General features: G+C 38.1%; 11 protein-coding genes. 4 read left to right on the forward strand and 7 right to left on the reverse strand.

The genetic code is table 11. From position 1 onward, the window contains the following. Positions 1–261: 261 nt before the first annotated feature. The 3 genes from mnmE to CLV48_RS02095 form a co-directional block, all read right to left on the reverse strand. Positions 262–1,644: a tRNA uridine-5-carboxymethylaminomethyl(34) synthesis GTPase MnmE gene (mnmE, locus tag CLV48_RS02085; protein ID WP_106565569.1), complete on the reverse strand. Its 1,383-nt coding sequence runs from the start codon at positions 1,642–1,644 to the stop codon at positions 262–264. 3 nt (positions 1,645–1,647) lie between these two features. Next, complete coding sequence (locus CLV48_RS02090) at positions 1,648–2,097, reverse strand: thioredoxin family protein (RefSeq protein WP_106565570.1); 450 nt, start codon at positions 2,095–2,097, stop codon at positions 1,648–1,650. 151 nt (positions 2,098–2,248) lie between these two features. Further along, the gene (locus CLV48_RS02095) at positions 2,249–2,911 is read right to left on the reverse strand and encodes a metal-dependent transcriptional regulator (RefSeq protein ID WP_106565571.1); all 663 of its coding nucleotides are present in this window, start codon (positions 2,909–2,911) and stop codon (positions 2,249–2,251) included. 520 nt (positions 2,912–3,431) lie between these two features. Here CLV48_RS02095 and CLV48_RS02100 point away from each other — a divergent pair. Next, positions 3,432–4,388, forward strand: coding sequence for a hypothetical protein (locus tag CLV48_RS02100; RefSeq protein WP_106565572.1), 957 nt, complete (start codon positions 3,432–3,434; stop codon positions 4,386–4,388). 133 nt (positions 4,389–4,521) lie between these two features. Here CLV48_RS02100 and CLV48_RS02105 read toward each other — a convergent pair whose 3' ends face one another. After that, positions 4,522–5,646, reverse strand: a complete 1,125-nt coding sequence (locus tag CLV48_RS02105; RefSeq protein ID WP_106565573.1) for a glycosyltransferase — start codon at positions 5,644–5,646, stop codon at positions 4,522–4,524. Between the two features lie 33 nt (positions 5,647–5,679). Here CLV48_RS02105 and CLV48_RS02110 point away from each other — a divergent pair, with 33 nt between their 5' ends. Together CLV48_RS02110 and CLV48_RS02115 are read left to right on the forward strand one after the other, a co-directional pair. Continuing rightward, positions 5,680–6,495 carry a 2,3,4,5-tetrahydropyridine-2,6-dicarboxylate N-succinyltransferase gene (locus CLV48_RS02110; protein ID WP_106566096.1) on the forward strand — a complete coding sequence of 272 codons (816 nt, stop codon included), beginning with the start codon at positions 5,680–5,682 and terminating at the stop codon, positions 6,493–6,495. Positions 6,496–6,507: 12 nt separating this feature from the next. Then, entirely contained in the window at positions 6,508–7,110 is a 603-nt protein-coding gene (locus tag CLV48_RS02115) for a tetratricopeptide repeat protein (protein WP_106565574.1), read from the forward strand. A 285-nt stretch (positions 7,111–7,395) separates the two neighbouring features. On the opposite strand, the gene CLV48_RS02120 is transcribed toward CLV48_RS02115, so the two are convergent. From CLV48_RS02120 to topA, 3 genes are all read right to left on the reverse strand, one after another. Beyond that, the gene (locus CLV48_RS02120) at positions 7,396–8,733 is read right to left on the reverse strand and encodes a flavin-containing monooxygenase (RefSeq protein WP_106565575.1); all 1,338 of its coding nucleotides are present in this window, start codon (positions 8,731–8,733) and stop codon (positions 7,396–7,398) included. After that, positions 8,726–9,424, reverse strand: coding sequence for an SIR2 family NAD-dependent protein deacylase (locus CLV48_RS02125; RefSeq protein ID WP_106565576.1), 699 nt, complete (start codon positions 9,422–9,424; stop codon positions 8,726–8,728). The genes CLV48_RS02120 and CLV48_RS02125 overlap by 8 nt, the downstream gene beginning before the upstream one ends. 188 nt (positions 9,425–9,612) lie before the next feature. After that, positions 9,613–11,934 carry a type I DNA topoisomerase gene (gene topA, locus CLV48_RS02130; RefSeq protein ID WP_106565577.1) on the reverse strand — a complete coding sequence of 774 codons (2,322 nt, stop codon included), beginning with the start codon at positions 11,932–11,934 and terminating at the stop codon, positions 9,613–9,615. A gap of 151 nt (positions 11,935–12,085) precedes the next feature. Here topA and CLV48_RS02135 point away from each other — a divergent pair, with 151 nt between their 5' ends. Then, positions 12,086–12,568 (forward strand): SixA phosphatase family protein, encoded by a 483-nt coding sequence (locus CLV48_RS02135; protein ID WP_106565578.1) that lies wholly within the window; start codon positions 12,086–12,088, stop codon positions 12,566–12,568. Positions 12,569–12,647 lie beyond the last annotated feature (79 nt).

Genomic DNA, 12,647 nt, shown 5'->3' on the forward strand with positions numbered 1-12,647 from the left:
GCTCTTGATCCAGATTGTCATTACCTTAACCAATGTGCTATGATTTCAATTGCTGATGAATTCTTGGTCAAAGGGCCTGATAAAAAATAAAGCAGGTACTTTCTTTATTTCTTGGGGGTAATGGCCAAATTTAACTTTGGACCAAGCCAAATTCCTTCAGCTCTTGATTATATTATTATAGTTAATAAATATGTTCCCTGGTTTTTTTTTGATTTTGAAACTTATATGAATGGCTCACCTTTAAAATGAATTATTCATTCTTTACTTCCCGATACAGAACTTACTAAAGATATTCGCCAATAAATCGTCGGTGGTAATCTCCCCTGTGATTTCACCGAGGTAGTGAAGGGATCTACGGATATCCATGGCGAGGAAATCATTGGTAATGTGATTGTCCAAACCGGTCAAAACATCGAGCAGGGACTGACGGGTTTTTACCAAGGAATCGTAATGCCGGATATTGGTGACAATGGTATTCCCTGTTCTGAACTTGTCCAAATTCACCATTTCCAGAATCCTGTTTCGCAAGAGTTCAAGGTTTTCCTTTTGACCTGCAGAGATGAAAATAGTGTCAGGATATTTCTCTTTTAATTCATTGATAAAATGAGGATTAGCCTTGTCTATCTTATTCCCTACTTTAATAAAAGGAACACCCAGGTTTTCCAGTTTATTGATATCCCTATTGATCTCCACCATGTCTGTATCAGTCAGGTCAAAGAGGTAAAGGATCAAGGAAGCAGTCTTCATTTTTTCCTGTGTACGGCTGACCCCGATAGCTTCAATCGTGTCGGTGGTTTCTCTAAGCCCGGCCGTATCAATAAACCTGAAGATGACTCCTCCTATATTGATTTCATCCTCGATAAAGTCACGGGTAGTTCCTGCGATGTCGGAGACAATCGCCTTCTCTTCATTGAGCAAAGCATTCAATAGCGTAGACTTACCCGCATTGGGTTTGCCGGCGATTACGGTTGGCACACCGTTTTTAATCACATTACCCAGATCAAAAGAACCAATCAGTTGCTCGATTACCCGCAACAGCTGTTCAACCAAAATCCTTAAATCATCCCTGCTGGCAAACTCCACATCTTCTTCCGTGAAATCCAGTTCCAGTTCGATCATGGAGGCAAAGTGTATCAACTCAGCCCTCAACTTTGAAATCTCCCCACTGAAACCACCACGCATTTGGTTCATGGCTGCCTGATGGGAAGCCTCGGAATCGGAATGGATCAGGTCAGCCACTGCTTCTGCCTGAGCAAGATCAAACTGACCGTTGAGAAATGCCCTTTGGGTAAATTCCCCAGGTTTGGCCGGACGTGCCCCGTGTTTGATCAGAAGTTTGATCACCTGATTGACAATATAGGAAGAGCCATGGGTGGATATTTCCACCACATTTTCCTTGGTAAAGGATTTTGGTGCAATAAAAAGAGATACCAATACTTCATCGATTATCCTTTCCCCATCTCGGATGGTTCCGAAGTGAATGGTATGTGTAGGCTGTTTTTCCAGGTCTTTACCTTTAAAAACCTCATTGGTAATTTTTATTGCGTCTTTACCAGAAATCCTTACCACTGCAATGGCGCCAACACCTTGGGGTGTAGCCAATGCAATGATAGTATCTTCTTTTTCGTGAAGGGTGAAGTTCATTTATTACTTGCCAAATTTATCTAGAATACCTGTAAGTCCAGTAAGGAAAGGCTCAGGTTGCCTATAACCAGGATATTGGGTTATATTCTCCATGGTGGCATCCATGATGATGAAATTAGGGTATGACCTTACCCTCATAGTCGCAGCCATAGTTGCTTCTGTATATTCCTTGCCTCTGAACATGAATTTCCTTTTTGTGTTTTCTGCATTCATCTTCACCGCATAGAAATTTTCATTGATATAGGCCACTACTTTAGGATCAGTAAAAGTTTCTTTGTCCATTTTTTTGCACCAGCCGCACCAGTCGGTATATACATCCACAAAAACCATTTTAGGGTTTTCCTGGGTTTTTGCAGCAGCCTCTTCAAAAGTCATCCAATTGATTTTGCTTTGGGCCATTGCCATACCTCCGAGTAAAAGGAGTAAAAATGTAAGTGGTATTAATCTTTTCATTGAATTTGGGTTAAAGCTACATAAGTTAAAAACGACTATAATTTATTTCAAGTTCACTGGGTTTCAAAATCTATTCCAATTTAAAGAAGCTAGAAACAAGACTTTAAACATATCAAGTATCTTGACTCTTAAGTCTTGAGTCTTCCTTCAACTAAAGCATCACCAGCACATTTCCCGCAACATCTTTTGACATAAAAATTGTCTTCTTATTATCGACAAGGATTTCAACAGAACCGTCAAATTCAACTTTCTCCAGCAATTTGATTCTTGCTCCGATGTAAGCACCAACTTTATCCAAATAGCGTAAAAATGCTGCACTGCTGTCTTTCACTGCGACAATCTGACCGGTGGTATTGACTTCTAGATCCGAAAGAGCTACTCTTGGCCTGGCCCGGACATCACCAAATTCGTCTGGAATAGGATCACCATGAGGATCAAATTTTGGAAAACCAAGGTATTCATCCAGTCTTTGGATCAGAAGCTTGGACCTGATGTGCTCCAATTCATCTGCTACTTCATGAACCTCATCCCAGGAGAACCGAAGTTTTTCTACCAAAAATACTTCCCATAGCCGGTGCTTACGGATCGTTTGTAAAGCCAGTTTTTTTCCTGTCTCTGTGATATTTACTCCATAGTATTTTCGGTACTCAATTACTTCCTTTTCCCCCAATCTGCGAAGCATATCAGAGACCGAGGCAGGCTTGGTCTTCATTTTAAAAGAAATGTCATTGGTGGATACACTTCTCTTGCCACCTTCAGAAATATGATAAATCACTTTGAGGTAACTTTCCTCAGCAGGGGTCAATTGTTTCATTCATTAAGCTTTTGGCAAAGATAACTTTTTTAGACAAATCAAAAAATAATTTATATAAAGGCTAAAAAGGATGTGGATAACTGTTTTATTGATGTGATTTCCTTTTTAGGTTACCCTAAAAAATATTTAAGCACAATCTTATATTGGACAAATATTACTAGATTTCAGGTGTTTAATTCAATATTATCTGCCCAATATTGAATAGCAATGAAAAGTATTCAAGTTTCCAGCAAGAGAATTCCAGTTTCCATTAACAAATTCTGCTGGATAATCAGAAGTGCTCTTTTATTCCAAAGAAAATTAGTTTTCTGAAGCAATATCAATTTTTTGATTTTTAAAAATTTTAGCCCTCAGAAACCCTGAACAGGACAATCAAAATATTGATTTTCATATTGTTAAAAAAGTTTCTTTGATTTTTTAAATCATGTTTTTTGTAGTTTAAAATATTTTTTTTGCATTTCATTGCATGAATGAATCATTTCACTTTATATTTGCCGCATAAACAATCATTATTAGATAAATGAAAAATAAATTCTTTAAAAGTCCGATGAAGTCCTTAATGGCAATGTTCTTGGTTTTATTTGCTGTAGCATGTAACCAAATGGAAGATGTTCAACCATCTTTAGAAAATGAATTAATAATTAACTCCAACTCAAGTTTATTTGAGTTTAATGAATCCATTGGTGCTCCAATTTTTTGGGAGGGAATGAGAGGACCTGTCAAAGGTGGGAATTTGGAATGTTCAGATCTTCCAAACAGTTATGCTTTTACCACAGGAAGAAACAATTATGATCCGGTTACAGGCACATTTGAAAAACCTTGGCCGGCTGGCTTTACTGTAAATGTAATTAACAACAAGTTTGTGGAATGGTCTTACACTGCACCTGATGCCAATTCTTGCTTAGGAACAATGGCCGTGATTGTTAAAGGTGGTCCAGGTCATAATGTATATACCATCAATGGTGCAACTTCTGGATCCGGACTTACGGCACCTTTGGTAGGCAAGGGCAATATTGCAGACCTGAGTAACCTTACTTTTTGCTACAATTTAGTCCCTTGCCAAGATGAAGCAGAATGTGAAAATGATACGGCTTTTGCTGGTGAAAGTGGTCAAATGCTAAATAATAAGGGATGGTACTATTTAATGACTTTGGATCATAATTATTCCGCTACTAACACACTTTGGGCCGGACAAAATAAAGCAGCTGGTACTGTTAGCATTCATCCTAAAAATGGAAATTCCAACATCCTTGTAGTTGAAATTAACCTTGCAGCTGGATTCACACTTCAGACAGGTGATAATTGGTATGTACATGGTTATACATCAGCACCATCAGAAAGACCAAAAGGAGGTCAGCAAGGCAGTGCTGTAACCTGGAGTAAAGGAGAAGCATCAAGCGCACCTATTACAGTTGAGGTTAACAGAAACAGCGCAACAATCTTTGCTGTGCATGTTAACGTGAAAGAATGTAAATAACCTGTTTCAAAACTTTACTTAAAATAGGCTGTCCCGATTATAAGGACAGCTTATTTAATTTATAATGCTTAATAATCAAGAATACTGCAATACAAGCCATAAACTATTATTTTTTACCTGCATAGCCTTGTTTTCATTTTGGATTGAGTATTTTTTGAATCTGAGTCAAAAATCTTTTTTCTTCACTGGGCCAAGTCAATTCATATGTGCTCTTTCCATTGAAATAGGATTTACTTAAAAAATTTCTGAAGTGATTTTGGGCATTTTGAAGATCTTTAAAGTCTATTTCCATTCCTCCTCCATATTGGTCAACTAATTCCCTCCATTTCGTATTTGGACTAAAAATCACCGGTTTGCCCAATGCAAGGCATTCATAAAGTTTGCTGGGAATTTTAGGACTGATGCTGGGAATTTGATGATAGGGCAACAGCACAATATCAGACGTACCATAAGCGCCTAAAATCCTTTCATAGGAAATGGGTTGATAGGAAATTTCTAATTCAATTCCCTTTATTCCTTTCGACATTTCAATAAGCTTCTCCCTATAAGTAGAAATGGGGCAATGGCCTATGATTAGTAGAGAAATTTCGGGAAAGGTATGTTGTAGTATTATAAACCATTGCAAGGCTTCCCTTATTCCATAGACCTCGGTGATGGTTCCAGAAATCAAAAAGCGTAATTTGGGAAGATTTAAACGCTTATTGGGAATGATTTCTGGGACATAACCATAAAATTTATTTTCAAGAATTGTATTGGGATGAAAGGCTGGCTTTTCGTAAATATAACATTGTTCAGAAAATATAAAATGTTCAAAATAACCTTTTCCAAAATATTCAATAACCTGAATCAGGGTTTTTGCAAACCATTTTCTAATCCCTTGTGAAGTTCGGTTATATGAAATGTTTAAAGTATAATTTTCCTGAACATCATATACCAATTTGCCTCCAAATAAGAATTTACATAAAACAGCAGCTGGAATGAATTCCCAGGTACAAATGATGCAAAGTCTGGGTCTTTCATTTCTATATACTTTGTAAAAAACATACGAGGCCAAAATTCTGGAAAGCCCTTTCCTTTTTTCTAAAAAGAGAGGATGAAACTTTATATTTTTTTCATCATCCTCATTTTTTATTGAAAATCCTATGATGTTTATCAGGTATTTATTTGTTTCACGCAGTGAAAGTCCAAACCTATAATATGCCCTTGGATCTTTAAGGGGTTTTAGCGTAGAAGCTATCAAAACAGGAATGGAATGCATGGATATTAAGTTAACATGAATATGACCAAAAATATGGAATTACAATCTATTATTGAAAATGCCTGGGAAAACAGGGAACTCTTAAAAGAAAAGGACGTTGAAATCGCCATTAAAACCGTAATCAGTGATCTCGATAGCGGAACTTTGAGAGTGGCGCAGCCATTAGAGAACGGACAATGGAAGGTCAATGACTGGGTAAAAAAAGCTGTAATTCTTTATTTCCCAATCCAAAAAATGCATACAATTGAGGTCGGTCCTTTCGAATTTCATGATAAAATGGCACTGAAAACAAATTATGCCAAACAAGGTGTAAGGGTTGTTCCTCATGCTGTAGCCCGCTATGGTGCATACCTAGCAAGCGGCGTAGTTATGATGCCATCTTATGTAAATATCGGTGCTTATGTAGATAGTGGCACGATGGTTGATACATGGGCAACAGTCGGTTCTTGTGCTCAGATTGGAAAAAATGTCCACCTCAGTGGGGGTGTAGGTATAGGTGGTGTTTTGGAACCTGTACAGGCTGCTCCCGTAATAGTAGAAGATGGTGCATTTATCGGTTCAAGGGCCATTATCGTTGAAGGGGTAAGGATAGGCAAAGAGGCGGTAATTGGAGCAGGTGTAACATTGACAGCCAGTTCCAAAATTATAGATGTTACAGGTTCGGAGCCTAAGGAATACAAGGGTTATGTACCCGAAAGGTCTGTAGTAATTCCAGGCTCATTGACCAAAAAATTCCCTGCAGGTGAATTTCAGGTTCCTTGTGCACTAATTATTGGACAAAGAAAGGCTTCAACTGATCTTAAAACTTCCTTGAACGATGCATTAAGAGAAAATAATGTAGCCGTTTAAAAATAATTGATAATGAGAGTAATTCAGTGGGGTTTTGCCTCCCTTATAGGCATTATGTTCTTATTTTCTTGTTCTAATAAGGAATACAATAAAGGCGATGCTTTTTTCACCCAGGGAGCTTATGAAGAAGCCATAGCAGCATACGATGGATTTCTGGCATCTAACCCTAGAAATGTCAAAGCCCTTTATAATAGAGGTAGGGCCTATGAAGAGTTGGGTCAGTTTGAAAATGCAGAAAGAGATTTTCTAAACGCATTGGAACAGGACAGAAAAAATACACAAATTCTTTTAAGTCTTTCAAATATTTACCAAAAACAAAAGAGGCACAGTAATGCTTTACTTTATGCAGAATATGCAGTAGAAGTTCCGGGGGCACCTGCTATGGCTTATTTCATGAAAGGAAGGGCAATGCACCAATTGGGTAATACCAATGAGGCTTACAAGGAATACAGTACTGCCATCAAAATGGATAAGGATTTTGGAATGGCCTATTATTATAGAGGAATGCTTAAATTAGCGACCGACAGAAAAAAATCCGGTTGTGATGATCTAAGGGCTGCCTTAAAACTGAATTACAATGAGGCCAATGAAGCCATCAATAAATATTGCAACTAAAAAAGGCCGGAAATTCCGGCCTTTTTTTTTTAAACATAAACTGGATTTTCCAAATGGAAATGCCTTTGCAGTGCACTAAAAACTTTTTCAATAAAATCCCGCAAATATTTTCTAAATTTTAAAGCAACACTATAAGCCAATTGCCATAACTATCTTATTATCAATAATCTAATTAAAAAGATACGTTATAAGTAAAGGGCTCCATTTGAGCATATTCGAACAAAATAATCAAAACAAGATATCGGTTTCATAAAAACTTTTTGCTTCTTCCAATTTTCTCTACTCTTACCCCACTTTAAAGTTTACATCTTCTTTCAATGATTTTTTTGAAACATAATCTTTGGGCAGATGTTTTAACAAATCCTTCTTGAACTTATGAAAATCTACAGTTATGGTATGCCTGGGAGTGGAAATTTGATGATAGTGTGGTTTTTTCACTTCCAGTTCACACAATTCCTCTATGTTTTTAGGCCTGGACCATTTCCCTGCCAACTCTCTGGCCATTATTTTTGACTGAAGTTCAGCACCAGGCCAAATACAGCCCAAAGGCTGGAACATCCCAATAAAATATAGGTTTCTATACTTGGGATGGAACATTTTTAAGTAAAGGGGTACGGGACCGGATTGATAATTTATAAAATCCTTATCAAAGAATGGATGGGACAGGTAATATCCGGTACAGGCGATAATGCTATCGTATTCTTCTTCCAGGCCATTTTCGAAAATCACTTTCTTTCCTTCAAATCTTTTGATATCCAATCTTGGCTTGACTTTACCATGACGGATTTTATACAAAAGTTCATCATTGATTGTAGGATGTGTTTCTCCAAATTTAGTCTCAACCTTCCTTAGACCATAAAGGGAATTATCTCCTACCATGATATTGAGCAACAGGTCAAAGAAATAACTTCTGATCTTCAATGGGATCCAAGAACTTCTTTCTCCGATTTTATCGGAAGGTTTGCCAAAAAAGAATTTAGGAATTATCCTATATCCTCTTCTCCAGGAAATTGCAGTCATTTCACTTACCCTGCTGGTTTCTACTGCTACATCGCAAGCAGAATTACCTCCTCCAATGACCAAAACCCTTTTTCCTTCAAAGGGGGCGGCTTTTTTGAAAGAATGAGAATGAAGGAATTCTCCTGTAAAATTTCCGGGATATTCAGGCCATCTTGGATTCCAGTGGTGACCATTACATACTACCAGATCCGAAAAAATCTCTGTATTTCTGATTCCAGCTGATTCTGTCGTAACTTCCCATTTTCCTTCATTTATCCATTTGCAATGGATAATAAGCGTATTGAAACGGATATGTGGATACAAATTGAATTTGCTGGCATAAGCCTGGAAATATCTTCTCAGTTCATTATGGGAAGGATAATCAGAGGTCAGCGGGTCAAAATCATCGAATGTAAAATCCTCATATTGTGATAAAGTTTTGGAGCTGATAATATGGGTGGTCTCAAAAACACTGGAATGAGATTCATTATCACTGTAGATCCAATTACCCCCAACGTCTGAATTTATATCATAGGCCACAGCGTCCAGTCCTTGATCTAAGAGATTTTTCAAGGCCGTTATTCCGGAAGGCCCTGTACCAATGACGGCAATTTTTTTAGACATAATTTAATCTGATTTCCTCGGACATGATTTTCGTTCCCACAGATGCGGGAGCCTCAATTTTTTTTAAATTTCCAATGAACCCCGTTTCGGGTACTTTAACATCAATGATGTATTTGCAGATAGATTGCTTGGCGTATTGAATCAATCCTGCAGCAGGGTAGACCAATAGGGAAGTTCCAATCACTACAAAAATATCTGCCTCCATAGCGGCATCAATGGCAGGCTCCATCATAGGCACCATTTCCCCGAACCACACGATAAAGGGTCTGAGTTGACTCCCTTTTTCACATTTGTCTCCAATATTGATTTCCCAACCATCCATTTCGTATACCAGAGAGGGATCCAAGGTACTTTGGGATTTCAGAATCTCTCCATGCAGATGGATGATTTTAGAGGAACCTGCCTTTTCATGTAAATTATCAATATTTTGGGTAATTATTGTAACATCAAAATGTTCCTCTAACCTGGCCAATTCCAGGTGAGCTTCATTGGGTTGGCAGTTCAATACCTGTTTTCTCCTTTGGTTGTAAAAATCCAAGACCAATTTCCTATTTTTTCTCCAACCTTCCGGTGAAGCCACTTCCATGATGTCATGTCCTTCCCACAATCCCCCAGCATCACGGAAAGTACTTATTCCACTCTCGGCAGAGATGCCTGCTCCGGTCAAAACAACTAGTTTCCTTTTATTCATCGGTATTTTGCCAATGATCTAAAGGTAACAAATCAGCATTTTTTACCCAAAATTTTTTACTTTCAAAAAATTAGTTTGTAAGCTGAAAAATAGATGAATATTAAATGAACTTTTCATCATTGATGTAAAAAATTCATTGTATGCTCCTAGATTTATACTTGGAGCTTGAATTATTTAAGTCGTATAATTTATGCTTTCTTTTTAATGAACTTTCCCTTTTTCTTATCCTGCGGATTCTCAATGATTTCAATGGTTTCAGCATAAGTTAAGCTTTCAGCTTCTTTACCCTTTGGAATCTTGAAATTGTTTTTGCCAAACTTGATGTAAGGACCCCAGCGTCCATTCAAAATTTGGATTTCAGGATTTTCTTCAAAGGTTTTGATATGCTTTTTCTCATCTGCATCCCTTTTTTCTTCGATGAGTTGAATTGCCTCACTTTCAGTTATGGCCAGTGGATCCTGACCTTTTTTAAGGGAAACAAACTTTCCGTCATGCCGCACATAGGGACCAAATTTACCAACCCCTACCACCATCTTCTTTCCTTCAAATTCACCGACTTCCCTTGGAAGCTTAAACAGATCCAAGGCCTCATCCAGGGTAATATTTTCTATGAATTGCCCCTTTTTCATACTTGCAAACTGCTTTTCTTCATCCTCCTGATCACCAATTTGAACAAGAGGACCAAATCTTCCTAATCGTGCAATTACAGGTTTGCCGGTTTTGGGATCTTTGCCCAATTCCCTAGAACTGTTGATTTCAGCTCTTGCCACATTAGCAGTTTCCTCTACCCGGACATGGAATTTACCATAGAAATTCTCAATCATATCCTGCCAGTCCTGACCTCCCTGGGCGATATCATCAAATTCTTTTTCTACTTTGGCAGTGAAGGAAAAATCAATAATATTTGGAAAGTGTTCAACCAGAAAATCATTGACCACCATGGCAATATTGGTAGGGAACAATTTGTTTTTATCTGCACCAGTGATTTCTGTTTTTTCCACTTTCGAAAATCCCTCTTTGGTGATTTTCATTTCAAGATACTTTCTTTCTGTACCTTCTTTCGATTCTTTTATTACATATTCCCTTTTCTGAATGGTAGAAATTGTAGGAGCATAGGTTGAAGGTCGTCCAATACCCATTTCTTCCAATTTTTTTACTAATGATGCTTCCGTGTACCTCGGTGCTGGTCGGGAGAAAGTTTCCCTTCCTTTCATTTCAATCAAAGGAAGGACTTGACCTATAAAAAGAGGAGGGAGCAATCCTTTATTTCCATTTTCTTCATCATCCTGCTCATCATCTGTGCTCTCCAGATAGACTTTAAGAAAACCTTCAAACTTGACAACCTCACCAGTGGCAGAAAGTTTTTCAGGGGTAGTGGAAATTCCGATATTGACAACGGTCTTTTCTAATTTGGCATCTGCCATTTGAGAAGCTATTGCCCTTTTCCAGATCAATTCATACAGCCTTTGTTCATTTCTGTCGCCCGAGACTTCACTTTTGGAAAAATCTGTCGGCCTAATTGCTTCGTGTGCTTCCTGTGCACCTTCCGTTTTATTGGCGTATTTCCTTGGTTGGTGAAAATCAGATCCAAATGCAGATATAATTTCATTTTTTGCAGCCTGCATGGCTTCCTCTGAGAGATTGACACTGTCCGTTCTCATATAGGTAATTTTACCTGCTTCGTAAAGCTTTTGGGCGACGGACATGGTCTGGGCTACAGAAAAATACAATTTACGGCTGGCCTCCTGTTGCAGTGTTGAAGTAGTAAATGGAGGTGCGGGCGATTTTTTACCTGGCTTGGTTTCCAGATTTTCAATCTCAAATTTTGCCCCAAGACACTTTTTAAGGAATACTTCAGCCTCATCTTTGGTTTCAAATTTCTTAGGAAGTTCAGCTACGAGGGTTTTTCCTTCAACATCAAAGTGGGCCGTAATACGGAAAGAAGATTTGGATTTAAACTTTTCTATTTCTCTTTCCCTTTCCACGATTAATCTAACCGCTACGGACTGAACTCTTCCTGCTGAAAGGCCAGTTTTTATTTTTTTCCAAAGAATTGGAGAAAGCTCAAAACCTACCAATCGGTCAAGAATCCTTCTTGCCTGCTGGGCATTGACCAGGTCTATGTCAATTTTTCTTGGGTTCTGTATGGCTTTGACGATCGCATTTTTAGTAATTTCCCTAAATACGATTCTCTTTGTATTCTCTTCGTTTAGTTTCAGCACTTCTTTGAGGTGCCAGGAAATAGCTTCCCCTTCACGGTCATCGTCACTTGCCAGATATATGGTCTCAGCGTCTTTTGCCAAACTTTTTAACTGCTTGATCACTTCTTTTTTATCGGGAGTAACCTCATAAGTTGGTTTAAACCTGTTTTGGATATCAATGGCCTTATCACCTTTGGGAAGGTCACGGACATGTCCGTAGCTGGAAGCAACTTTAAAGTCTTTTCCTAAATAACCTTCTATAGTTTTGGCCTTGGCAGGCGACTCTACGATCACTAATTTTTTTGACATAAACGCTGAAATTTAAAGAATGGCCAACTAACACCATCCAAATAAAAACCTAAAAATAGATGGCTAAATATTCCTTTCCAAATTTAGATGTATTTCATCTGATCTTTGGAAAGATATTTTGTAGGTTTACTCTCTCCAATATTTACCAAAAGTGGATACAAAGAAAATTTTATACCTGCTCCGACATGGAGAAGCTGAACCTGGTATGGGCCAAGTAGGGGACTTTGACCGAAAGCTTACTGAACAGGGTAAAAACCAATTGATGAGATTGGCCAAGGAGCTTGCCAGGCGAAAACTTCATTTTGATCTAACTGTTTGCAGCAGTGCCAAGCGAACTTTGGAAACAGCAGAAATCATGGCTTCTGAGATTCCATGTAAAGGCACTTGGTATTCACCTGAATTATATGAAGCTGATCCCAAAATTATCTTACAGGTAATCAATCAGACTGAACGTAATTTCAAAAACTTGATGCTCATCGGCCACAATCCTGGTATTTCAGCAGTGGCAACCTTTTTGAGTGGAGACCCGTACCTCAATATGAAACCAGGCATGTTGGTCATATTGGAAATTTATCTTGATGATTGGGCTTCTGTTGGACAGAATACTGCAAGCTTAATAGAAATCATGCAATAAAAATTCAGTAAAGTTTTTAGCTTCTACCAGTCCATTGAAAGCCGGTTAACTTATCATTAATCACCCTATGATAAAATTT

The organism is Cecembia rubra, from assembly GCF_003014575.1.
Taxonomy (GTDB): Bacteria; Bacteroidota; Bacteroidia; order Cytophagales; family Cyclobacteriaceae; genus Cecembia_A; species Cecembia_A rubra.

What these genes read in the sequence shown, in the direction of transcription:
- mnmE (WP_106565569.1), bottom strand. Translation starts at nt 1,644, where the DNA reads ATGAACTTCACCCTTCACGAAAAAGAAGATACTATCATTGCATTGGCT.
- CLV48_RS02090 (WP_106565570.1), bottom strand. Translation starts at nt 2,097, where the DNA reads ATGAAAAGATTAATACCACTTACATTTTTACTCCTTTTACTCGGAGGT.
- CLV48_RS02095 (WP_106565571.1), bottom strand. Translation starts at nt 2,911, where the DNA reads ATGAAACAATTGACCCCTGCTGAGGAAAGTTACCTCAAAGTGATTTAT.
- CLV48_RS02100 (WP_106565572.1), top strand. Translation starts at nt 3,432, where the DNA reads ATGAAAAATAAATTCTTTAAAAGTCCGATGAAGTCCTTAATGGCAATG.
- CLV48_RS02105 (WP_106565573.1), bottom strand. Translation starts at nt 5,646, where the DNA reads ATGCATTCCATTCCTGTTTTGATAGCTTCTACGCTAAAACCCCTTAAA.
- CLV48_RS02110 (WP_106566096.1), top strand. Translation starts at nt 5,680, where the DNA reads ATGGAATTACAATCTATTATTGAAAATGCCTGGGAAAACAGGGAACTC.
- CLV48_RS02115 (WP_106565574.1), top strand. Translation starts at nt 6,508, where the DNA reads ATGAGAGTAATTCAGTGGGGTTTTGCCTCCCTTATAGGCATTATGTTC.
- CLV48_RS02120 (WP_106565575.1), bottom strand. Translation starts at nt 8,733, where the DNA reads ATGTCTAAAAAAATTGCCGTCATTGGTACAGGGCCTTCCGGAATAACG.
- CLV48_RS02125 (WP_106565576.1), bottom strand. Translation starts at nt 9,424, where the DNA reads ATGAATAAAAGGAAACTAGTTGTTTTGACCGGAGCAGGCATCTCTGCC.
- topA (WP_106565577.1), bottom strand. Translation starts at nt 11,934, where the DNA reads ATGTCAAAAAAATTAGTGATCGTAGAGTCGCCTGCCAAGGCCAAAACT.